This window comes from Micromonospora sp. NBC_00821, assembly GCF_036347035.1.
GTDB classification, from domain to species: domain Bacteria; phylum Actinomycetota; class Actinomycetes; order Mycobacteriales; family Micromonosporaceae; genus Micromonospora; species Micromonospora hortensis.
Map to the genome: position 1 here is coordinate 2,475,242 of NZ_CP108880.1, position 20,899 is coordinate 2,496,140.

19 protein-coding genes are annotated in these 20,899 nt (G+C 72.7%); 12 read left to right on the forward strand and 7 right to left on the reverse strand.

Annotation, left to right across the window (positions count from 1 at the left end):
- Nucleotides 1-78 precede the first annotated feature (78 nt).
- Nucleotides 79-891 carry a hypothetical protein gene (locus OHB44_RS11290; RefSeq protein ID WP_330440751.1) on the reverse strand — a complete coding sequence of 271 codons (813 nt, stop codon included), beginning with the start codon at nt 889-891 and terminating at the stop codon, nt 79-81.
- Between the two features lie 151 nt (nt 892-1,042).
- On the opposite strand from OHB44_RS11290, the gene OHB44_RS11295 reads away from it, so the two are divergent.
- The 4 genes from OHB44_RS11295 (at nt 1,043) to OHB44_RS11310 (ending at nt 5,054) form a co-directional block, all read left to right on the forward strand.
- Complete coding sequence (locus OHB44_RS11295) at nt 1,043-2,161, forward strand: hypothetical protein (protein WP_330440752.1); 1,119 nt, start codon at nt 1,043-1,045, stop codon at nt 2,159-2,161.
- Nucleotides 2,162-2,190: 29 nt separating this feature from the next.
- Nucleotides 2,191-3,240, forward strand: a complete 1,050-nt coding sequence (locus OHB44_RS11300; RefSeq protein WP_330440754.1) for a nitronate monooxygenase — start codon at nt 2,191-2,193, stop codon at nt 3,238-3,240.
- A 67-nt stretch (nt 3,241-3,307) separates the two neighbouring features.
- Entirely contained in the window at nt 3,308-4,405 is a 1,098-nt protein-coding gene (locus tag OHB44_RS11305) for an SRPBCC domain-containing protein (protein ID WP_330440756.1), read from the forward strand.
- Nucleotides 4,406-4,418: 13 nt separating this feature from the next.
- Nucleotides 4,419-5,054, forward strand: coding sequence for a CG0192-related protein (locus OHB44_RS11310; RefSeq protein WP_238686335.1), 636 nt, complete (start codon nt 4,419-4,421; stop codon nt 5,052-5,054).
- Between the two features lie 45 nt (nt 5,055-5,099).
- Here OHB44_RS11310 and OHB44_RS11315 read toward each other — a convergent pair whose 3' ends face one another.
- Nucleotides 5,100-7,136 (reverse strand): glycosyl hydrolase family 28-related protein, encoded by a 2,037-nt coding sequence (locus tag OHB44_RS11315; protein WP_238686334.1) that lies wholly within the window; start codon nt 7,134-7,136, stop codon nt 5,100-5,102.
- A 220-nt stretch (nt 7,137-7,356) separates the two neighbouring features.
- On the opposite strand from OHB44_RS11315, the gene OHB44_RS11320 reads away from it, so the two are divergent.
- The 3 genes from OHB44_RS11320 (at nt 7,357) to OHB44_RS11330 (ending at nt 9,524) form a co-directional block, all read left to right on the forward strand.
- The gene (locus tag OHB44_RS11320) at nt 7,357-8,451 is read left to right on the forward strand and encodes a PIN domain-containing protein (RefSeq protein ID WP_210784064.1); all 1,095 of its coding nucleotides are present in this window, start codon (nt 7,357-7,359) and stop codon (nt 8,449-8,451) included.
- Nucleotides 8,452-8,747: 296 nt separating this feature from the next.
- Nucleotides 8,748-8,969, forward strand: coding sequence for a hypothetical protein (locus OHB44_RS11325; RefSeq protein ID WP_030335934.1), 222 nt, complete (start codon nt 8,748-8,750; stop codon nt 8,967-8,969).
- A 396-nt stretch (nt 8,970-9,365) separates the two neighbouring features.
- Nucleotides 9,366-9,524: a hypothetical protein gene (locus OHB44_RS11330; protein ID WP_238686332.1), complete on the forward strand. Its 159-nt coding sequence runs from the start codon at nt 9,366-9,368 to the stop codon at nt 9,522-9,524.
- A gap of 59 nt (nt 9,525-9,583) precedes the next feature.
- On the opposite strand, the gene OHB44_RS11335 is transcribed toward OHB44_RS11330, so the two are convergent.
- The 4 genes from OHB44_RS11335 to OHB44_RS11350 all read right to left on the reverse strand — a co-directional run bounded on the left by OHB44_RS11335 (nt 9,584) and on the right by OHB44_RS11350 (nt 13,474).
- Complete coding sequence (locus OHB44_RS11335; RefSeq protein ID WP_330441217.1) at nt 9,584-10,126, reverse strand: DUF1062 domain-containing protein; 543 nt, start codon at nt 10,124-10,126, stop codon at nt 9,584-9,586.
- A 245-nt stretch (nt 10,127-10,371) separates the two neighbouring features.
- Nucleotides 10,372-11,433 (reverse strand): Gfo/Idh/MocA family oxidoreductase, encoded by a 1,062-nt coding sequence (locus tag OHB44_RS11340; RefSeq protein ID WP_238686330.1) that lies wholly within the window; start codon nt 11,431-11,433, stop codon nt 10,372-10,374.
- 95 nt (nt 11,434-11,528) lie between these two features.
- Complete coding sequence (locus OHB44_RS11345; RefSeq protein WP_238686329.1) at nt 11,529-12,194, reverse strand: response regulator transcription factor; 666 nt, start codon at nt 12,192-12,194, stop codon at nt 11,529-11,531.
- Nucleotides 12,182-13,474, reverse strand: coding sequence for a sensor histidine kinase (locus OHB44_RS11350; RefSeq protein ID WP_266303153.1), 1,293 nt, complete (start codon nt 13,472-13,474; stop codon nt 12,182-12,184). The genes OHB44_RS11345 and OHB44_RS11350 overlap by 13 nt, the downstream gene beginning before the upstream one ends.
- 162 nt (nt 13,475-13,636) lie before the next feature.
- Here OHB44_RS11350 and OHB44_RS11355 point away from each other — a divergent pair, with 162 nt between their 5' ends.
- The 3 genes from OHB44_RS11355 (at nt 13,637) to OHB44_RS11365 (ending at nt 16,814) form a co-directional block, all read left to right on the forward strand.
- Nucleotides 13,637-14,332 carry an SDR family NAD(P)-dependent oxidoreductase gene (locus OHB44_RS11355; RefSeq protein ID WP_266303152.1) on the forward strand — a complete coding sequence of 232 codons (696 nt, stop codon included), beginning with the start codon at nt 13,637-13,639 and terminating at the stop codon, nt 14,330-14,332.
- Nucleotides 14,326-15,960, forward strand: coding sequence for an MFS transporter (locus OHB44_RS11360; RefSeq protein WP_266303151.1), 1,635 nt, complete (start codon nt 14,326-14,328; stop codon nt 15,958-15,960). Before OHB44_RS11355 ends, OHB44_RS11360 begins: the two co-directional genes overlap by 7 nt.
- 86 nt (nt 15,961-16,046) lie before the next feature.
- Entirely contained in the window at nt 16,047-16,814 is a 768-nt protein-coding gene (locus tag OHB44_RS11365) for a TetR/AcrR family transcriptional regulator (protein ID WP_266303150.1), read from the forward strand.
- A 25-nt stretch (nt 16,815-16,839) separates the two neighbouring features.
- Here OHB44_RS11365 and OHB44_RS11370 read toward each other — a convergent pair whose 3' ends face one another.
- The gene (locus OHB44_RS11370; RefSeq protein ID WP_266303149.1) at nt 16,840-17,661 is read right to left on the reverse strand and encodes a helix-turn-helix domain-containing protein; all 822 of its coding nucleotides are present in this window, start codon (nt 17,659-17,661) and stop codon (nt 16,840-16,842) included.
- A gap of 131 nt (nt 17,662-17,792) precedes the next feature.
- Between OHB44_RS11370 and OHB44_RS11375 the strand changes: the two genes are divergently transcribed.
- Together OHB44_RS11375 and OHB44_RS11380 are read left to right on the forward strand one after the other, a co-directional pair.
- Nucleotides 17,793-18,710, forward strand: coding sequence for an SDR family NAD(P)-dependent oxidoreductase (locus OHB44_RS11375; protein ID WP_238686323.1), 918 nt, complete (start codon nt 17,793-17,795; stop codon nt 18,708-18,710).
- Between the two features lie 9 nt (nt 18,711-18,719).
- Nucleotides 18,720-20,870, forward strand: coding sequence for a hypothetical protein (locus OHB44_RS11380; RefSeq protein WP_330440764.1), 2,151 nt, complete (start codon nt 18,720-18,722; stop codon nt 20,868-20,870).
- The last annotated feature ends 29 nt before the right edge of the window (nt 20,871-20,899 follow it).

Sequence of the window (20,899 nt, forward strand, 5' to 3'; positions counted from 1 at the left end):
CCAGGGTGATGTGCATGTCGGCCCCTCCCGGCGCCGCTGCGACGACACGATCATGGACCACGGGTACGACAGCTTCGGTCAGTCGGTCGTCGCCCCGGGGGTGGTGTGCCGGCGGGTGCCAGCGGCCACCCCCAGCGCCAGCAGCACACACACCGCGCCGACCAGGAAGAGCAGCGACGCCGCCGGCTGGCCCAGCCACTCCCAGTACGGGTGCCAGGCCGGGTGTGGCTCGCCGAGGTGGTGGTGCAGCAGCTGTGGTGCGGCCAGCGGCACCGGCAGCCACCACAGCACAGTGGCCACACCGATGAGGCCGTTCACAGTGCCACGGCTACGGCGGCCCTCGGTGCGTCGGGTGACCCAGCCGAAGACCAGCCAACCGGCCACCGCGCCCAGTACCGTGCCGAGCACTCCGGCGGGGACCACGAGGGGCGGTGGCGCGCGGTGCAGCTCGACCGAGAGGTAACTGGCGTCGACGGCTGTCTGCGAGGAGATCGAGGCGTTCAGGATGGTGTCGCCACGTCGGGCGGTCAGCGCGCCGAGTGCGCCGGCGCCGGTGGCGCTCTCCTGATACTCGCCGCCGTCACCGAACACCAGGGTCCGCACGGTCCCCAGGCGCAGCGCGTGCCCGTAGACGACGAAGAGCGCCGGCGGGGTGTCGATCTCGCCGAGGTCGTGGCCGGGAAAGACGTCGGTGAGGATGACGGCGGCCTCGGCCCGGTCGGGTTGCGGTCGGGACGTCTCCCAGGCGGCCCGGCTGGCCAGCGCGCCGGTGAAGAGGCCGCAGATGACCGCGGCGAGCGGCACCCACGCGACGGCGGCGCCACCGGCCGGGCGGCCGAGGCGGCGCAGCAACCGCCGTCCGAACCCTGTGGCCGGCGCGGTGTCGCTCACGGACATGGCCACCCTCCGGCGTGAAGATCAGGCGGAGCGACAGTACATCGACCAGGGAACCCGGCGCGTCCCCCCGATGACCGTCGGCCGTGGCCGGGATCGGCCAGGATGGGCGGGTGGCCGGTCACGGCCACGACGAGGAGGGTGGGCGATGCGGGTACGTGGACGGTTGACCTGGGGGCGGCGCGCTCGTGCGGGGGCGGTGGTGACCGCGATGCTCGCGGGCGTGCTGCCGCCGGCCGTGGTGCTGGCGCCGGGCGCTGCCACGGCGGCCGCCGCGGCGGCGGGGACGCCGGTCTGCCAGGTGCGCGACGACCGGCTGCGCGAGATCTCCGGGATGGTCGCCACCGACGACGGGTACGTGGTGATCAACGACGGGGCCGACGACGAGGCCCGCCGCCGGATCTTCTTCCTCGACCAGCGCTGCGCTGTGGTGCGCGCCGTCTCCTTCCCCTCCCGGCCCCGCGACACCGAGGACCTCGCCATCGGCCGGGACGGCACGGTCTGGGTCGCCGACATCGGCGACAACGACCGCTCCCGGTCGACCGTCGGCGTATGGCGGCTCGGGCCGGGGGCGAAGCAGCCGGTGCTGCACCGGATGACCTACCCGGACCGTCCGCACGACGCCGAGGCGCTGCTGCTCGACGCGTCCGGTCGGCCGCTGATCGTCACCAAGGGCGGTAGCGGCACTGTCTTCCTGTACGCGCCGGCCACCGCGTTGCGGCCGGACGCGTCGACACCGCTGACCGCGCTCGGCCAGGTGACAGTGCCGTCGACCACGACCAGCAACCCGTTCTCGTTCCTGGGGCGCGGGGTGATCACCGGCGCGGCGAGCGCGCCGGACGGACGGCGGGTGGTGCTGCGCAGCTACGCCGACGCCTTCGAGTACGACGTGCCCGACGGCGACGTGGTCCGCGCGTTGACCACCGGCACCCCGCGGATCACCCCGTTGCCGGACGAGCCCCAGGGCGAGTCGATCACCTACAGTCGCGACGGCCGGTCGCTGCTCACCGTCTCCGAGTCCGCCGGTCAACCAGCCGGCACCCGCTCGACGATCCTGCGCTACCCGGCCACGGCCACCGCACTCACCGCAGCGCCCTCCACGGAGTCCGTCGACCCGCTGTCGCCCACCGCGGTCCGTCCGGCCGCCGGAGAGGTCGGCGGTGGAGAGGGCGGGCGGACCTGGCCGCTGGCGCTCGGCGCGGGAACGGTGCTGGTCCTGCTCGGGTTGGCCGGCGTGCTGCGGTGGAGGCACACCGCGCGCCGGTGAGCGGACCGGCCCTGCGGCAGGATGGGGGGATGTCCGTCCTGTCCGCGTTGCGCCACCCGATCGTCGCCGCCCCGATGGCTGGTGGCCCGTCCACGCCCGCGCTGGTGACCGCCGTGTCGGCCGCGGGTGGGCTGGGCTTCCTCGCCGCTGGGATGATCGACATCGGCCGGCTGGTCGCCGACGTCGCCGAGGTCCGCGCGCGTACCGATGGGCCGTTCGGTGTGAACCTCTTCCTGCCCGACCCCGGCGGCGTCGACGAGGCCGCCGTCCGGGCGTACGCGCAACGGCTCGCCCCGCAGGCCGCGCAACGCGGCGTGAGCCTGGGCGAGCCCGTGGGCGGCGACGACGCGTACCCGGAGAAGCTGGCTGCGCTGCTCGCGGACCCGGTCCCGGTCGTGTCCTTCGTGTTCGGGCTGCCCGACCGGGCGGCGGTGACCGCGCTGCGCGAGCGGGGCACCGAGGTGTGGGCCACAGTCACCCGCCCGGACGCCGCGAGCGCCGCTGCCGACCTGGGTGTGGACGCGGTGGTGGTGCAGGGCACCGAGGCCGGTGGGCATCGCGGCGGCCTGCCGGACGACGACGACTACGGGTTGCTGCCGCTGCTCCGGCTGGCCGCCGCCCGCTGTGACCGGCCACTGGTGGCCGCGGGTGGCCTCGTCGACGGCCCCTCGGTGGCTGCCGCGCTGGCTGCCGGCGCCGCCGCCGCGCAACTCGGCACGGCCTTCCTGCGCTGCCCGGAGGCGGGCAGTTCGCCGATGCACCGGGCCGCGGTGGCCAGTGCCGCGCCGACCGCGTTGACCCGGGCGTTCACCGGTAAGCGGGCCCGTGGCGTGGCCAACGACTTCCTGCGCGAGCACGACTCGGTGGCACCGAGCGGTTACCCCCAGGTGCTGCACCTGACGCGTCCCCTGCTCGCCGCCGCCCGGCGCGACGCTGACGCATCGGTGGCCAATCTGTGGGCCGGGCAGGCGCACCCGCTGGCCCGGGACGTGCCGGCGGCGCAGGTGGTCGCCGAGGTCAGCGCCGACGCCCGGGCCGCGCTGGCCACAGTGGTCGAGCGGTCCAGCCGCTGGGGCTGACCAGGACGCCGGCAACCGGCTCGGGCGGGCGGGACAGGCCGGGCCGGCAACCCGTTAGAGTCTCGCCGTGATCGAGATCGGTGCGCAGGTCGAGCTGTCCCACCCGGCTGAGCGGGTCTGGCGCGCCCTGACCGATCGGGAGTTGCTCGGCCGGTGGTTCGCCGAGGCCGAGATGGTCGAGGGCGTACCGGACCGGATGCTGCTGCACACCGCCGGCCTGCCCGGCTTCGAGGCCAACGTCGAGGTCGAGGTGACCGAGCGGCAGGAGCCGGACCTGCTTGTGCTGGCCTGCGACGAGGCCGGCCGGCTCAGCGAGCTGACCTGCGCGGTCACGACCACGAAGCAGGGCTGCCGACTGGAGCTACGGGAGGTCAGCACGCACGGCGCGTGGTCCGCCGAGCAGCACGAGCCGCGCGAGCAACAGCTCCGCCAGGCGCTGACGGTACGGCTGCCGGCCATCCTCGACTGGCTCGCCTTCCAACAGGTCGACCTGCGCGGGGCCGACGGTGGGATGACCGCGGAACTGCCGCTGATCGGCGTACGCGGCAGGGCCGGCCGCAACCCCCGTCGGCGTCGCACGCTCGTCGCCGTGGTCGCGGGTGCCGTGCTGGTGGCGGGGACGACGGCATGGGTGACGTTGCCGCCCGACCCGAAGCCGGCCGCCGCGCCCGCACCGACCGCGACCGCGTCGCCTACCGTGACGGCCGGCCCAGTGACAGTCGCCCCCACGGCGACCCCCTCGGCGCGCCCCTCCCGGACCACAGCCTCGGCGACCACCTCGCCGAGTCGGACCCCGTCGGCGAAGCCCTCGCGGACACCCGCGTCGGCCGCGCCACCTCCACCTCCACCACCGGCGCCCGTCACCGCCCGATACGAGACCGACTCCGACCGGCTGTTCGGCTACACCGGCGAGATCGTGGTCCGCAACCCCGGCGGCGCCCTGGTGGCGGACTGGGCAGTGGTCGTCACCCTCGCCGAAGGCACCACGGTCGACGACGTCGACGGCGCGAACTGGCGACAGGACAAACAGGTGATCACCTTCACCGGAGCCGCAGTGCCGGCCGGGGGATCCCAAACGATCAGCTTCGACGTCCGCGACAGCCGGCCCAACGCCCGGGAGCCGGAGAGCTGCACGATCGGCGGGCAACAGTGTGCGGGCCTCTGACTAGGCTGCCGTCATGGCACTGCTGCACAGGGCGACCCTGCACCCCACGAAGTTGGACCTGCTGACGGCCTGGCTGCCCGGCCGGCAGTGGTTCGCCGGACCGACCGGCGTCGAGGTGGTGAGCCGGGGCGCCTACCGCTTCGACGACCCGGCCGGCGAGGTCGGCATCGAGACGATGCTGGTCGGCGCCGCCGACGGGCCGGTCCACCATGTTCCGCTCACCTACCGCGCCGCGCCCCTCGACGGTGCGGACGGCTGGCTGGTCGGCACCACCGAGCATTCGGTGCTCGGCCGGCGCTGGGTGTACGACGGCTGCGTCGACCCGGTGTACGCGGCCGCGCTCGCCCACGCGATCCTCACCGGCAGCGGCCAGGCGGAGCAGTACTTCGAGGTCGACGGTCGGCGTGAGGTGCGTGAGCCGACGGTGACCGTCGTCGTCGACGGGCCCGCCGACGCCCAGGTGCCGGCCGTCGGCGCGGTGCGACGGGTGGTCGACGAGGACCGCACGCTCATCGACACCGACACCGTCGAGCTGGTGGTCGTGCGCCGGCCGGGGGCCGGGGCCGACGGGCCGGCCAGGGGCACGCTGGGCGGCAGATGGCACGGTCAGTCCTCGACCGTGCCGCTGGCGTACGTCAGGACGCGCTGATCTGTGTGCGGTGGGCGGCCCGAGCGATCGGGCCGCCCACCGCTGTCACCACTGCGCGGGAGGCGGGGGCGGCGACACGGGCGGCCGGTCGTCGCAGGTGATGGTGTTGGGCAGCAGCCACGGCGCGAGCCACCCGCCGTCGTTGCCGCCGAGGTCGGTCAGAGTGAACTCGGAACCGGCCGGGGTGAAGTGGAACGATCCGCAGTTGTTGACGCCGACCGCCCCGACGTTGCGGGCGTCCACGTTGGCGAACGAGGCGGACCCGGCCGCGCGGGCGCTGACCACCGAGGTGCCGGTGCCGTCGACCCGGACGTCCCGGAAGCGCGCATCGGAGATCGAGTAGAGATCCTTCACCGGCCAGTCGCTGACCAGCATGATCGCGTTGTACGTGTTGTCCAAGTAGGCGTCGCCGGTCACCTCGATGGGCGCCTCGATGCTGCGATCCAGGGCGAAGACCCAGATCGCGCCCAGCCCGATGTTCCAGTTCAGCTCGTACGTGCCGGCGCGGGCGGTGGTGTTGTTGGTGAAGCGCAGGTGCCCGGTGAACGGCTCCGCGCCGAAGCGGGCCCCGGCGTGCAGGCCGCTGCCCTCGCGTACCGGGTCGGCGACCAGGTTGTGCGAGACGGTGGTGTCGGTGCCGCCGTAGATGGCGATGCCGTTGGCCAGGGTCGGTGACTGCACGGTGTTGTGGTCGAACGTGTTCCGCGCGTTGGCCGTCTTCTCCGACCACATCGCCAGGCCGTCGTCGCCGGTGTTGCGGACGAAGTTGTGCGCGACCAGCGAGTCGGTCACGCCGGTGTGGAAGTTGAGCGCGTCGGCGATCTGGTCGACGATGATGTTGTTGGTGACCCGGACGTTGCGCATCGGGCCGTCGAACCACAGGCCCGCCTTGGTGTGGTGCAGGTAGAGCCCGTCGATGGTGGAGTCGCTCATCGCCCCACCGATCGCGTTGACCTGGTCGGTGTCGATGCGCTCCCGCACGTCGCCCTCGATGGCGAAGCCGGAGAGGTGCACGTTACGGCTGCCGCCGTCGGCGGCGTCCCGCCCGTAGAACCCGACCCCGGTGTGCACCGAGCCGTCCGGTGCGGGGGTCGGCAGGGCGACCTCGCGGCCCTTGATGGTGGTGTGCCAGTTGCCGGCGCCCTCGATGGTCACGTCGTCGACGATGATGTGCCTGTTGACCTGGTAGGTGCCCGGCGGGATGTACACCTTGAGGTGGGCGCGCCGGGCGAAGGTGATGGCCCGGTCCAGCGCGTCGGCGGAGTCCCGCCGGCCGGTGGGGTCGGCGCCGAAGGCGAGCACGTTCGCGGCGAGCAGCCGGACGTGCGGCGGCGCTACCAGCTCGGAGTCGAGCAGGTCGATGACGGTCCAGGCGGCGGCGCTACCGGGCGGCGCGGTGAGCCGGACCTTGTCGCCGGCCCGGTAGGTACGTCCGAGCAGCAGCCGCTGCTCGTCGTAGAAGTGGGTGGGCCGGAACGGCTTGTCGATGCTCGGGTACGGCGTGGTGGCCGACGGCACGCACTGGCACTCGGTGATCCACCAGTCCGGGTGCAGCAGCCCGGCCTGCGGGTCGTTGGTGAACGGGTACTGGTTGTAGAGCCACGAGTACTGCGAGGTGAGCGTCATGGTGCGCAGGTGCTTGCCGTTGACGGCGACCTTCAGCGGGGCGGTGATCCCACCGCCCTGCGGCGCGTCCGGGATGCTGTACCGCACGGTGATCCCGTTCGCCGCGCTGGGCAGGACGAACTCCACGTACTCGCCGGGGGTGAGCCGGACCGCCCGGCGGCCGGAAGCTTCCGCGGGCAGCGTGTAGGCGGTCCGGTCGGGTCCGATGATCTCGCCGTTGGTGCGGGCGTTCTCCGCTTCCTGCTCGAGGAAGTCGACGTCCGCGCCGCGTCCGGCGACCAGCGCCGGATCGAGTGCGGCCCGGGTGACCACCGGCTGCGCGCCGGCGGACGCGGGTGGACTGGCGGCGGCCGCGGTGGGCCCGGCGACCAGCACGGCGAGACCGGCCGCGAGCGCGACGGCGGTGCCGCTGGGCCGGCCGGGGCGTCCCCGCGCCGGCGTGAGGCTGCGAAACATCGGTGACCCTCCTGGGTGGGTGGTGGTGGAGGTCCGCCCGGCGTTCCCCCCAACGCCCGACATTGATCGCCATGATGCAGCACCGGACAGGGCACTGCAAGACACCTATCGAACAACGAAAATAAACGACTATCAGGCCGCAAGAAATGGACGGTCGTCGAGTTGAGGTGTCGCGCGTCGCCCGCCCCGGCCAGCTCATGCCGGGCGTAGGCTGATCCGCGTGGATCAAGAAGACCGGATTGCCCTCTTCCTCGACTACGAGAACCTCGCGTTGGGCGCGCGCGACCATCGCGGCGGCGCGGCCTTCGACTTCCGGCCCATCGCCGACGCGCTGGCCGAACGAGGTCGGGTGGTGGTCCGCCGGGCGTACGCCGACTGGTCCTACTTCGACGAGGACCGCCGGATGCTCACCCGGTCCCACGTCGAGCTGATCGAGATCCCGCAGCGGATGGGCGCGTCCCGTAAGAACGCCGCGGACATCAAGATGGCCGTCGACGCCATCGAGTTGGCGTTCGAACGCGACTACATCTCCACCTTCGTGATCTGCAGTGGTGACAGCGACTTCACCCCGCTGGTGCACAAGCTGCGCGAGCTGAACAAGCGGGTCATCGGCGTCGGGGTCGAGGGGTCCACCTCGGGGCTGCTTCCCCCGGCGTGCGACGAGTTCCTGTACTACGACCGCTTGGAGGGTGTGGACATCCCGCCGGCCCGTGGTCGCCGCGCCCGTCCCGCCACCCGGCAGGCCGGTGCGGAGCAACGTCCACCCGAGCCGGAGCGGGAGCACGAGCCGGAGGTGGACCGCCGGCCGGCGGGGGAGGAGCCCGGCCGCGACGTGGACGCCCTCGCCGTACTCGTCGCCCAGTCGGTCGCCGGGTTGCAGGGCAGCGCCAACGGTGAGGTCACCGCGTCCCGGCTCAAGCGCACCCTGCTGCGCAAGGACCCCACCTTCAGCGAGTCCGACTACGGCTTCCGTACCTTCGGCGAACTGCTGCGCCACCTCGCCGAGCGCAACGTGATCGAGCTGGCCGAGGGCCCGGCGAAGGGTGACCCCGAGGTCTCGCTGCCCGAGCACGGCGACCGCGAGGTGGCGTTCGGCCTACTCCGGGGTGTCGTGGCGGACCTGGGTAGCGGCGGCAACCCGGTGGCGTTGTCCGGGTTGAAGAACCAGGTACGCCGGGCCCGCCCCGACTTCAGCGAGAAGAAGCTCGGCTACCGCAGCTTCCTGCAGTTCTGCAAGGCCGCCGCCACCGCCGGCGTACTGGACCTGCGCTGGAGCCCCGAAGCCGACGACTACCTCCTGACAACCCAAACCTGACCGCCTCACCCTCCGCGTGTCTCCCGCCCGGCTCGCGTTGATCAAGAGGTTTGCGTCACCGGGAACGCGATTCGTGACGCGAACCTCTTGATCAACAAGGGCTGGGGGCGGGGGTTGCGGGGAGGGGGCACAGTGGGGCGGGGTTCCTGATTCGCAAGTCAGGAGCGGGATAACCGCCCGTTATGGTTTCGAACCGTCAACGGTTGGGCCGAAATGCGCCTGGAATGTCGCTCTTGCCCCGGTCCGGGCATACCTGCGCCGTACCCTCGGCGCGGGAATTGCTATACGGTCGGCGAATGAAGGTGGAGGAACACTGGTGGAACGGAGACACGACCCCGCGCGGGCGCAGGGACGTGTACATCCGTACTGACGGGCAGGGTTGGGAGGTCCGCGCCCAGATCGGTGGGGCGTCGGGTCGTGAGCGGGTGCAGCAGTGCCCCAGCCGGGCCTCGGCGGCCATCCTCGCCGACGCCTGGCGCGGCACCCACCCATCCTGGCGCGAGCTGAAGCAGCGCTGATCCGGCACCGGGCCGGGTCGGCAACGCTCCCGGGCTCCAGCCCGGCGCGCCCGCCGACCGGCCCGGCGCTCGGTACGTTGGTCCGCCGAAAGCGCACAGCGGTTCACGTTCAACTCCCACGTCACCGCTTCTGCAGCATGACGGAAGCAACGTCGGCCAGAAGCGTCAACGCCCAATCCAGTTGCGAGCAGTTGTCGCGACCGTGGCACTCAAGGCAGCCACCAGCTCGCCATGGCCTCCCGAGTGCCCGAGTCCAGTGGGTGTCCAATACACGTTCGGCCGTGAACAACTCGGTCGCCGTGGACGCGGGTTCGTCGATCGGCATGATTGGCTCCGTGTCTCCGCCCTCAGGTCGGGTATACGCAGGTCTGCCGGTCGCGCCCGATGGAGGTCCTCATGTCGCACGGTCCCGACGAGGAGAGTCCCCGGATCGACGATGAGGCCCGGGAGGCCGAGCGTCGGCTTGCCAACCTGCCCAAGACGTCGGACGACGCGCTCACCGACGACGACGCCCGGACGCCGGACCAGGCTCCCTCCGAGCAGGACGCCGACTAGGGGCCCGCCCGCCGACTAGGGGCCCGCCCGGCGTTCTGCCGGACAGGCCCCGAGGCGGGTCAGCGCTTCAGCGTGAAGGTGAAGTCCCCGGAGAGCTTGCCGCTCAACCGGAACGCCGAAACAACCTTCCCTTCCGCGATCAGTCGGTCGACCTCGCCCCGCGACAGACCGCAACCCACCGCGATCAGGCGGGTCGGCCGGACCGGGATCCGTGCCGCGTTGCGGACCACGACGTCGATCACGTCGAGGTCCAGGTGCGCCGATCCGCCGGTGTCGAAACGCCAGGCGTTGTCCCAGTCCAGGACGAATCGGTTTCGGTGCTGGACGGCCGGATCCTGGAGCAGTTCGGCGGTCAGGCCCGGGTCGTTGGCATGGAGCCGGTCCAGCAGTTCGGGTGGAATGGAGCGCACGGTCATCCGTTCCAGGACCGTGAGCTTGGCCGTCTCCCCGCACTCGACGCAGAGCGCGAGAAGCCAGACGTCGAGGATCTTGTGGTTGGCGTTGACCCGGAACTTGCCGCTCGCCCGAAGGCGTTGGGACGCGCACGCGTGGCAACGGCGGCGGACGATGGGTAGGCAGGTGGGCACGACGGCCCAATTCATGAGCACAGAAGTACACCGGTTTCAGTGAGAAGTCCGCAGCAAAAAGGAGCGCGGCGCAACTGCGCGACGCGCGACAGATCAGCTCTTGGGAGGTCTCACAGGGTGTACAACGGCACGTCCTTGCCTAGACGACCTGATTGCGCAGCACGGTAACGGCGCACGGTGGCGCCGCTCCACTGGTTTTCGCGTACGCGTCAGGGAGCCCGGGTGGCGGGAGGTGTCGACCGGTCGGGTGTCCGACCCGGTCAGGCGGTCGGAACCGGCAGCACCACGCCCTCGGCCGCCGACCGGTGGGCCAGCTCGATCAACTCGACGGTGTGGACGGAGTCCCGTGGGTCCACCGGCATCGGCGCGCCGTCGCGCAGCGCAGCCGCCACCTGGGCGTAGAAGCTCTGGTACGCGCCGGGTTCGGTCGGCACCGGCCGCAGGTCACCGTCGACGCCGAGCAGGCCGTAGCGGTCCGACGGGACCTCGCCCCAGCCCGGCTGGTCCGGTCGGCCACCGTCGTGCAGCGCCGCCTCCTGCACGTCCAGCCCGTAGCTGGTGTAGCCGGCCCGGTCGCCCAGCACCCGCAGGCGCGGCCCGAGCTGCGCGGTCACCGCGCCCATCCACAGGTGCGAGTGGACCCCGTTGGCGTGGGTCAACGCCACGAACGCGTCGTCGTCGACGGCCGCGCCCGCGCGGCGGCGGTCCACCTCCGCGTAGACCCGTTCGACACTGCCGAACAACTGCACCGCCTGGTCGACGAGGTGGGCGCCGAGGTCGAAGAGGGCGCCGCCGGCCTCCTCCGGACCGGCGAGCTCCCGCCAGCCCGGCTTGATCGTCGGACGGAACCGCTCGAACCGGGACTCGAAGCGCAGCACCTGCCCCAACTCGCCCTGCTCGACCAGACGGCGGACGGTCAGGAAGTCGCCGTCCCAGCGCCGGTTCTGGAAGACCGTCAGCGGCACCCCCCGCTCGGTCGCCTCGTCGATCAACACGCGGCCCTCCGCGGCGGTCGGGGAGAGGGGCTTGTCGACGACGACCGGCAGACCGGCGGCGATCGCCGCACGCGCCATCGGCACGTGCTGCCGGTTCGGCGTCGCCACCACGACCAGGTCCAGGGCGTCGGGGGTACGCCACAGCTCGTCGGCGTCGTCGACCAGGCGGGCGTCCGGGAAGTGCTGTCGCGCCTGCTCGCGTCGCTGTGGATCGCGGGTCACGATGGCGTCGAGCCGCAGCCCGGGAGTCGCGGCGATCAACGGCGCGTGGAACACCCGGCCCGCCAACCCGTACCCCAGCAGACCAACCCGCAGCGCCTTTGCCATGCCGTGCCCCCGTCTCCCTGGTCGGCGCCCTGACCTGGCGCCGGTACCGCTGAGAAGAATCTACGCCGGGGGCGGTCGGGCCCGATCTCGGCCCGTCAGCTCACCGGGTCGGCGCGCAGGTAGGTGAGAACCGCGAGCACCCGACGGTTGGTGTCGTCGCTGGGGGGCAGGTCGAGCTTCAGCAGGATGTTGCCGACATGCTTGCCGACCGCCGCCTCGCTGACGTGCAGCCGCCCGGCGATCGACGCGTTGGACCGTCCCTCGGCGAGCAGCGCCAACACCTCGCGTTCCCGGGCGGACAGCGCGGCGAGCGGGTCGCGGGGGCGGTGCAGCAGTTGCCGGACCACGTCCGGGTCGATGGCGGTGCCGCCGTCGGCGACCCGGCGCAGCGTGTCGACGAACTCGGTGACCTCGGCGACCCGGTCCTTGAGCAGGTAGCCCACGCGTTGGCCGTCGCCGCTGTCCAGCAGCGCCGCCGCGTACCCGGTCTGCACGTACTGGCTGAGCACCACGACCGGCAGATCAGGTCGCTCGGTGCGCAGCGCCACGGCCGCGCGCAGCCCGTCGTCGCGGTGGCCCGGCGGCATCCGGATGTCGGTCAGCACCAGGTCCGGTTTGTGGTCGCGGGCCGCCGTCAGCAGGTCCGGTGCGGAGCCGACGGCCGCGCACACAGTGAAGTCGAAGCGGGTCAACAGCGCGACCAGACCCTCCCGCAGCAGCACCTCGTCCTCGGCGAGCACCACCCGGGTCACCGACGACATGGCAACTCCACCCGGACCACTGTAGGCCCGCCCGGCGGGCTGGACAGCAGCAGCCGGCCGTCCACGGCGGCGACCCGGTCGGCGAGCCCGGTCAGGCCGGTACCCCGGGCCGGGTCGGCGTCACCGTGGCCGTCGTCGGCCACCTCGACGACGAGATCACCGCCGGCCCGGGTGAGGCGTACGTCGGCACGGGTCGCCCGAGAGTGCCGGGCCACGTTGCCCAGCGCCTCGGAGACCACGAAGTAGGCGGTCGTCTCCACGATCTCCGGCAACTCGTCGCGCAGGTCGGCGTGCACGACGACCGGGATGGTGGCGGCGTCGGCCAGTTCGCGTACGGCCCCGGCCAGGCCCAGATCGGTGAGGCTCTGCGGGCGGATACCGTGCACCAGCTGCCGCAGCATCACCATCAGCCCCCGGGCCTGGTCGTGCGCCACGGCGAGTGGTCGGGAGGCGGGGGAGTCGTCGGGTACGTCCAGCCGGGCCAGCCCCAGCTGGAGGGTGAGGCTGGTGAGCCGGGGCTGCGCTCCGTCGTGCAGGTCGCGCTCGATGCGGCGGCGTTCGGCCTCGTACGCGCCGACCAGTCGGGTGCGGGAGCGGGTGACCTCGCGCAGCGCCGCCGCGTCCACCGGGTGGGCCAGCAACCACCGGGCCACGGCTGCCTGGACGGCGGCGAGCAGACCGACGGCGTACCAGAGGACCGGGATCAGCAGCACCCCCACTATCGCGTACGGAATGGCCTCCCCGGTGCTGTCGATCGGCTGCCAGATCACGACCGGCTGGTTGGCGTCGCCGGCCAGCCAGGGGCTGGTGATCATCCCGAGGTCGAGCAGCACCAGCACCAGGAACACCCAGTAGGCGACCGGGGCGAACCCGCCCAGCCAGAACAGGTACGCCACCTCCCGCCAGGTCGCGGCGCTGCGGTAGCGGGCGACCAGGCCCGGCCACGGCGACGGTGCCAGCGGACGGCCGTCGACGAGCCCGACGCGCCACCGTTCGACGACGGCCACCGGGAAGCTCACCAGCGGGGCCAACGCCAACAGGGTGAGGCTGCCGGTCGCCAGGAACAGCATCAGCGCGATGCTCGGCGGTCGGCCGTGCAGGCGGAGGCTGTTGGCGGCGGCCAGCAGGGGCGCGCCGATGACGAGCAGCCCGACACCGAGCACGCCGGCGATCGGCACTGTGGTCACCAGGTAGGCCAGCGCGCGCCAGGGCCACGCGGAGATCAGCCAGCGGCGACGGCGCAGCGCCTCGGCCAGGTGCGAAGGGTGTTCCGTGGTCATGCGGAAGACGCTAATCGGGAGCGACCGGGTGCCCCAGCCGTCCAGATCCACTGTTCGGGGTATGCCCAGCACTACCGGCGAACGGGTGTGCCGGGTCCGGAAACGGGAAGAACGCGCCGTCGCGCGGCCCGCGTGACCTGTGCTGGCGGCGGCTGGAGAGACATGGGTGCCAGAACCTTCGTGGTGGTCGGCGGGACCAGCGGTCTCGGCCTCGCTGTGGCCCGACTGCTCGTCGACGAGCATCAGGTGGTGGTGTTCGGCAACGTTCCGGCCGAGGTCGCCGCCGCGACCGACGAGCTGGGTTGCGACGGCGCCGTCTGCGACATCTCCTCCTACGAGCAGGTCCGCGACGGGTTCGCCGAGGTGGTCGAGCGCTACGGCACCATCGACGGGGTGGCGGCCTGCGCCTCCATGTGGGCGGGCGGCGACCTGGGGGACCTGTCGGTGGAACACATCCGCCGGGCGGTGGAGATCAACGTTCTGGGCATCACGTACCTGCTGCGGGAGGCGGTGCAGCACCTGCACCGGCAGGGCCACGGCAACGTCGTCTACATCGGCGCGCTGGCCCTGGCGGCCCCCCGGCCCGGCATCCCCGTCTACCGGGCCACCAAGAGCTACGGCAACAGCCTGGTCGACTCGCTGGCCGAGGCCCAGCACAGCAACCGGGTCAAGGTGATGCAGCTGCATCCCGGGCCGATGCCGACGCGGCTACAGGAACGGGTGGGCGCCGAGTTCCTGGACGAGGTGTACGCCATGCCCGAACAGGTCGCCACCGAGGTCGTCCGGTTGCTGCTGCTCGAACCCGACGACCTCTACGTCTCCGGTGAGCGCGTGCTGCGCGCGGACGGGCGGTGGTGACGGCCGCAGCCGGACCCGCCGACCGTCCGGCCTCTGCCTGGGCGCCGCTGCGGACGGCGGTCTACCGCAACCTGTGGCTGGCCCTGCTCGCCGCCAACATCGGCACCTGGATGCAGACCGTCGGCGCGCAGTGGCTGCTGATCAACCACTCCAACGCCTCCACCCTTGTCGCGTTGGTGCAGACCGCCAGTCTGCTGCCGGTGCTGCTGCTGGCGTTGCCCGCCGGGGTGCTGGCCGACAGCTTCGACCGCCGGCACCTGCTGATCGCCGTGCAGCTGTTCCTGGTGGCGGTGGCGGTGGCGTTGACGCTGCTCACCCTGACCGGTCGGATGCCACCGGCGCTGCTCCTGACCCTCACCTTCGCGTTCGGGGTAGGGCAGGCGCTCACCCTGCCGGCCTGGGCGGCGGTGATCCCGGAGCTGGTGCCGCAGGACCAACTGCGGTCGGCGTCCGCGCTCGGCTCGATAAGCGTGAACGTGGCGAGGGCGGTCGGGCCCGCGGTGGCCGGCGTGCTGATCGCCCGTACCGGCGTCGCCCCGGTCTTCGGTATCAACGCGGTCGCTTTCGGGATCTTCGCGTACGCGTTGTGGCGCTGGCGGCCCGCCAACGCGCGCGCGGTCGAGGTGCCGGAGCGGTTCACCGCCGCGTTGCGCGCCGGCAGCCGCTACGTACGCCACTCGCCGACCGTCCGCCGGCTGTTGCGCCGTGCGCTGGTCTTCGTGGTCCCGGCCAGTGCGCTCTGGGCGTTGCTGCCGTTGGTGGCGAGTCGGCGACTGGGGCTGGGCTCCGGCGGGTACGGGGTACTGCTGGCCGCCCTCGGGGTCGGCGCCATCGCGGGTGGGGTGCTGCTGGCCGTGATCCGCACCCGGCTGTCTGCCAACCAGCTCCTGCTGATCGCCGGGGCGCTGTTCACAGTGGCGCTGACAGTGGTCGGCACCGTGCGGGTGGTGCCGCTGGTGCTGCTGGCCCTGCTGCCCGCCGGGATGGCCTGGGTGACGGTGCTGGCCAACGTCAACGCCGAGATGCAGCTCTTCCTGCCCAGCTGGGTGCGGGCCCGGGGCCTGGCCGTCTACCAGGTGTGCTTCGCCGGTGGGCAGGCCGCCGGCGCGCTGCTCTGGGGTCTGGTGGCCGAGATGGCCGGGTTGCTCCTCGCGTACCTGGCGGCGGCGGCGCTGATGCTCGTCGGCACCCTGACGAGTCGTCTCTGGCCGTTGCCGGACCTGCGGTCGGTGGACCGGGAACCGGCGGCCTACTGGCCGCAACTGCACCTGGCGCACGAGCCGGACCCGGGAGTGGGGCCGGTGCTGGTGACCGTGCAGTACACCGTCCGGCCGGAGCGGACCCAACGGTTCCTCGCGGCGATGGACCTGGTGCGCGGCGCGCGGCAACGGACCGGCGCGATGCGCTGGGGGCTGTTCCGCCCGGCCGAGACGGTGGACCGGTTCGTCGAGGTGTATCTCGTGCCGTCCTGGGACGAGCACCTGCGCCAGCACGGCGGCCGATTGACCGGTGAGGACCGCGCGGCCGAGCAACGGGCCCGGGAACTGACCGACGGGGAGCCGGAGGTCCGACACCTGGTGCCCGCCGCCGCCGGCCCGACGCTGTCCGACGACCGCGAGGCGCTCTGACGCACGCCTTGGCGAGACCGCGGACCCCCGGGAGCGGGCCGGCGCGGCCGTACCGCGTACGGCCTCGTTGTTAGGATGGCCGCACCATGGCGAGTGAGCGCAAGGCGACCGCGGACCCGGCCCGCAGCCTGGCCCTTCTCTGGCGCACCCGGGAGCCGACCAGCCGCAGCGCCGGTCCGGCGCTCAGCGTCGACCGGATCGTCCGGGTCGCGATCGACATCGCCGACGCCGAAGGGCTCGACGCGCTGACCATGCGCCGGGTCGGTGAGGCGCTGGGGGTCGGCACGATGTCGGTCTACACCTACGTGCCGGGCAAGGCCGAACTCGTCGCCGTCATGATCGACACCGCGTACGGCGAGATGCCGCGCCCCGCCGTCGAGGGCGACTGGCGGACCCGGCTGGAACGGATCGCCCGCGACAATCTGGCTCTCTACCAGCGGCATCCCTGGATGCTGCGGGCCGAGACGACCCGGCCGGTGCTCGGCCCGCACCTGATGGCCAAGTACGACTACGAGCTCGGCGCGATCGTCGACATCGGGCTCACCGACGTCGAGGTCGACGCGGTGCTCACCCTCGTGCTGGGCCACGTGAAGAGCGCCGCCCGAGCCGCCTCCGAGGTGGTCGACCTGGAGCGCGAGACCGGCATGACCGACGGTCAGTGGTGGCAGTCGCACGCGCCCTGGCTGGAAACCTTCCTGAAGCCCGGCGCCTACCCGACCGCGTCCCGGGTCGGCACCGCGGCCGGCCAGCAGCACGGCGCCGCGTACGGCCCCGAGTACGCGTTCGAGTTCGGTCTGCAACGTGTTCTCGACGGGATCTCGGTGGTGGTCGCCGAGCGGGCGGCCAACCGATAGTCGGCCCGCTTCGGGAACGGCGACGCTAGGGCGGTGCCGCCCGGCGAGCCAGCCGGGCCAGCGAGCGCGCCGACGGGCTGCCCGGCTCGGCGTGATAGACCACCAGCGACTGGGTGGTGCCGCTGATCGTGAGCTTCTCGTAGCGCAGCGCCAACTCGCCCAGCTCCGGGTGCTGGAACACCCGCACCCCGCCGCCCGCACGGGCCGTGACGTCGTGCCGGGCCCACAACCGCCGAAACCGCTCGCTGCCGGCCGTCAGCTCCTCCACCAGCTCGATGAGGCGGGGGTCGTCCACCTCGGGGCCGACCTGTGCGCGCAGGCCAGCCACCGCGTTGGCCGCGACCGCAGTCAGAGCCGGGTAGAGCGCCGGCACGCTCGGGTCCAGGAAGACCGCGCGCAGCAGGTTCACCCCGGTGGTGAAGATCGGCGCCAGCGCGGTCGCGGCCGGGTTGGCGAACAGCACGTCCAGGTGCCGACCGTGCACGAAGGCGGGCGTCTCGGCCCACGAATCGACCAACTGCCGGATGCCCACCGGCACCCGCTCCGAGGGTCGCGCCGCCCGGCGGGCCGGCACCGGGCGGGCCAGACCGTGCAGGTGCGCCGCGGCGTCCGCGTCCAGCATCAGCGCGCGGGCCAGCGCCTCGACCACCTGCGTCGACGGGTGCCGGTCACGGCCCTGCTCCAACCGCAGGTAGTAGTCGGCGCTGATGCCGGCGAGCAGGGCCGCCTCCTCGCGGCGCAGGCCGGGCACCCGCCGACGGCCATGCGCGGGCAGGCCGACGTCACCCGGCCCGATCAGCTCGCGCCGGGCACGCAGGTATTCGCCCAGCGGGCCGGCCGTGCTCACCCGCCCATCGTAGGAGCCGCCACGGACCGCCCAGCCTGGTCCTGCCACTACCAGGAAAAACAGGGAACCGGCTACCGCCTGCCGCCGGGGTGACAGTGTCGGAGTAAGCGTGATCGGGAGACGGGACAGCAATGACAGAGCGCATCACGACCCCCTTCGGTTTCGCCTCGACCGCCGACGAGGTCATCGCCGGGGTGGACCTGAGCGGCAAGCGGGCCATCATCACCGGCGGCGCCGCCGGTATCGGCATCGAGACGGCCCGTTCGCTCGCCGCCGCCGGCGCCGAGGTCGTGCTCGGGGTCCGCCGGGTCGCGGCGGGCGAGCAGGCCGCCGCCGACATCGCGGCCAGCATCGGCGCGGAGCGGGTCACCGTCCGTGCGCTGGACCTGGCCGACCAGACGTCGGTACGCCAGTTCGTCGCCGGTTGGGACCAGCCGCTGCACATCCTTGTCAACAACGCGGGGATCATGGCGCTGCCCGAGCTGGAGCGCACCGCCGAGGGCTGGGAGATGCAGTTCGCCACCAACTTCATGGGGCACTTCGCGTTGACAGTCGGCCTGCACGACGCCCTCGCCGCGGCCGGCGGCGCCCGGGTGGTGTCGGTCAGCTCCAGCGGCAACCTCTTCTCCCCGGTGATCTTCGACGACCTGCACTTCGCGTTCCGGCCGTACGACCCGTTGCTGGCCTACGGGCAGTCCAAGAGCGCCGAGGCCCTGCTCGCTGTGGAAGCCACCCGCCGCTGGGCCGGCGAGGGCATTTACTCCAACGCGCTGAACCCGGGCGCCATCGCGACCGGCCTGCAGAAGCACACCGGTGGGCTCAAGTCGCCCAAGGAGATGCACAAGACCCCGCAACAGGGCGCCGCGACCTCGGTGTTACTCGCGGCGTCCCCGTTGCTGGACGGCGTCGGCGGTCGCTACTTCGAGGACTGCGCCGAGGCCCCGGTCGTCACCGAGCGGCCCGCCGACTACAGCGGCGTGGCCGCGTACGCGGTCGATCCGGGCAACGCCGAGCGGCTCTGGACCGTGGCGTCCGGCCTGATCGCCTGAAGGATGGCGATGGCCGGCGACCAACCGCGACGAGACGACGTGGTGGAGTTGCGGGTGCACGGTGTGTCCGGGGCGGACCCGACGGTCATCCTCGACCAGCCGCAGGTCCGGCAGGTCGCCGGCGACGGCAGCGGAGGCTTCCACCGGTCCGCCGGGTCGGACGGGGTCGGCCCGGACGGGGTGACGCTGGAGGCGTACCGCTGGGGGGACCTGCCCTCGGGCACCGTCGGCCGGACCCTCGCCATGGTTTTCCTCCTGCCGTTCATGCTCAGCAACGTGGCCGTGTGGATGCGCCCGACCGGCCGCCGCCGCGCCGCTGCGGTCAGCGTGCTGTGTCGGCTCCTCGCACTCAACCTCACAGTGCTGTACGTGGTGTCCATCGCCGGAGTCGCCCTCGACCTGCTCGCCTGGCAGTGTCTCGGTGCGGCCCGCTGCCGCCCGCCCTTCGACACCATGGCCGGGCTCGACGGCCGGCACGTCGGGCAGCGACTGGCAGTGCTGGCGTTCCTGCCGATCGTCGCCATAGCGCTCCTGCGCCTGCTCGGCACCCGTCGGTCCGGCCCGGCCGACAACCCACTGTGGGCCGTGGAGCCCCTGGTGCACCGGCTGCGCGCGATCCACGTGGCCGCAGCCCTCGCCGCACTCGATGTCGTGCTGCTCACGGCCCGTCGCGCCAGCGGCGCGACGTTCTCCACGACCCTGCTGCTGGCGCTCAGCGCGGCGGTGTTGCTGACCTGCGTCGGTCTGCTCGCCGCTCCGGGACTGATCGACCGGGCGGCTACCGCGCGAACTGCCACCTGGACCGCCCGCACGGCGGGCGTCGTGGCGGCCGTCCTGAGCGTGGTGACCCTCGCCACGGTGGCGAGCGACCGGCGCGACTGGTCGTCGGCGACCGGGCTTCCCGGCTACGACGGGCTCGCGGCTGTGGCGCTGTTCGGCCAGATGATGTTGCTGGTGCTGCTCAGCGCGGTGGTGCTGTGGCAGCGCGGTCGGGTGGGCGGCCGGTCCGCGCTGCCGGGTGGCCTGGGCGCGGCGGTCCTCGCCGCCATCGCGGTCGGCCTGACCGGCGCGCTCTCCGCCGGCCTCGTCTACCAGACGGGGGAGTTGCTCGGTGGCTACCGCGGTGACGGTGGGCCACCGTCGCCGTACCGCTGGACGCTGCTGGCGTTCTTCCTGCACGTGGTCGCGGCGGTGCTGGTGTGTGGCGCGTTGACGGTCGTGTCGCGGCGGCGCCGGCGGCGTGCGGCGGCGGCGATCACCGCCCGTGACTTTCCGGTCGTGCCACCGGAGGCGGTCGGGCGGCTACGGCTGGCCACGAAGACGATCGCCCGGGCTCGGTTCACCGAGTGGTTGGGCCTGCTGGCCGCCGCGTACGCGGTGCTCGCGGTGGTCGGACTGGCCACGAGTCTGGTGGGGCGTACCGGGCGCGAACCGGAGGAGTTGACCCGGCAACTGCTCGGGCTGCCGGCCGGCGCCGTTCAGATGGGGCTCAGCGGGGGCAGTTTTCTCCTCGCCGCGTTGCTGCTCACGCTGGTGGCCGGCGGCGTGTTCGCCTACCGGACCGCGTGGTTCCGGCGGCACGTCGGCATCCTGTGGGACCTGGGCACCTTCTGGCCCCGGGCCGCGCACCCGTTCGCACCGCCGAGCTACGCCGACCGCGCGGTGCCGGAACTGGCCGACCGGATCAGCCAACTGGCCGAACGGCACGTCGGTGTGTTGCTCTGCGGGCACAGCCACGGCTCCGCGCTGCTCGCTCTCGCGGTGCTGCGGCTGCCCCCGCGCGTACGTCAACGGGTCGCGCTGCTCACCTACGGGTCGCCGCTGGACCGTCTGTACGCCCGGCTCTTTCCGGCCTACCTCAACGAGGAGGTGCTGCGTGAGGTGGGGGAGCGGGTCGAGTGGCGGTGGCTCAACCTCTGGCGGGACACCGACCCGGTCGGCGGCTGGATCTTCGCCGCGCACCGCCCAGGCGATCCACCCCCGGACCCGGCCGATCCGGCGGGCCAGGTCGACAGGCGGTTGCGGGACCCACCGAACCTGCTGCCCGCGCCGGGGGAGCGGTCTGCGCCGCCGCTGCGGGGGCACCATCCGGGCGAGACCGACCCCGAGTTCCGGGCGGCGGTGCGCCAACTCTCCGAACGCCTTCGTGGCGCTGGCTGAGCCTGCCGGCAGTGGGCCGGGCGGTGCGG

What these genes read in the sequence shown, in the direction of transcription:
- OHB44_RS11295 (WP_330440752.1), top strand. Translation starts at nt 1,043, where the DNA reads ATGCGGGTACGTGGACGGTTGACCTGGGGGCGGCGCGCTCGTGCGGGG.
- OHB44_RS11300 (WP_330440754.1), top strand. Translation starts at nt 2,191, where the DNA reads ATGTCCGTCCTGTCCGCGTTGCGCCACCCGATCGTCGCCGCCCCGATG.
- OHB44_RS11310 (WP_238686335.1), top strand. Translation starts at nt 4,419, where the DNA reads ATGGCACTGCTGCACAGGGCGACCCTGCACCCCACGAAGTTGGACCTG.
- OHB44_RS11315 (WP_238686334.1), bottom strand. Translation starts at nt 7,136, where the DNA reads ATGTTTCGCAGCCTCACGCCGGCGCGGGGACGCCCCGGCCGGCCCAGC.
- OHB44_RS11325 (WP_030335934.1), top strand. Translation starts at nt 8,748, where the DNA reads ATGAAGGTGGAGGAACACTGGTGGAACGGAGACACGACCCCGCGCGGG.
- OHB44_RS11330 (WP_238686332.1), top strand. Translation starts at nt 9,366, where the DNA reads ATGTCGCACGGTCCCGACGAGGAGAGTCCCCGGATCGACGATGAGGCC.
- OHB44_RS11335 (WP_330441217.1), bottom strand. Translation starts at nt 10,126, where the DNA reads ATGAATTGGGCCGTCGTGCCCACCTGCCTACCCATCGTCCGCCGCCGT.
- OHB44_RS11340 (WP_238686330.1), bottom strand. Translation starts at nt 11,433, where the DNA reads ATGGCAAAGGCGCTGCGGGTTGGTCTGCTGGGGTACGGGTTGGCGGGC.
- OHB44_RS11345 (WP_238686329.1), bottom strand. Translation starts at nt 12,194, where the DNA reads ATGTCGTCGGTGACCCGGGTGGTGCTCGCCGAGGACGAGGTGCTGCTG.
- OHB44_RS11350 (WP_266303153.1), bottom strand. Translation starts at nt 13,474, where the DNA reads ATGACCACGGAACACCCTTCGCACCTGGCCGAGGCGCTGCGCCGTCGC.
- OHB44_RS11355 (WP_266303152.1), top strand. Translation starts at nt 13,637, where the DNA reads ATGGGTGCCAGAACCTTCGTGGTGGTCGGCGGGACCAGCGGTCTCGGC.
- OHB44_RS11365 (WP_266303150.1), top strand. Translation starts at nt 16,047, where the DNA reads ATGGCGAGTGAGCGCAAGGCGACCGCGGACCCGGCCCGCAGCCTGGCC.
- OHB44_RS11375 (WP_238686323.1), top strand. Translation starts at nt 17,793, where the DNA reads ATGACAGAGCGCATCACGACCCCCTTCGGTTTCGCCTCGACCGCCGAC.
- OHB44_RS11380 (WP_330440764.1), top strand. Translation starts at nt 18,720, where the DNA reads ATGGCCGGCGACCAACCGCGACGAGACGACGTGGTGGAGTTGCGGGTG.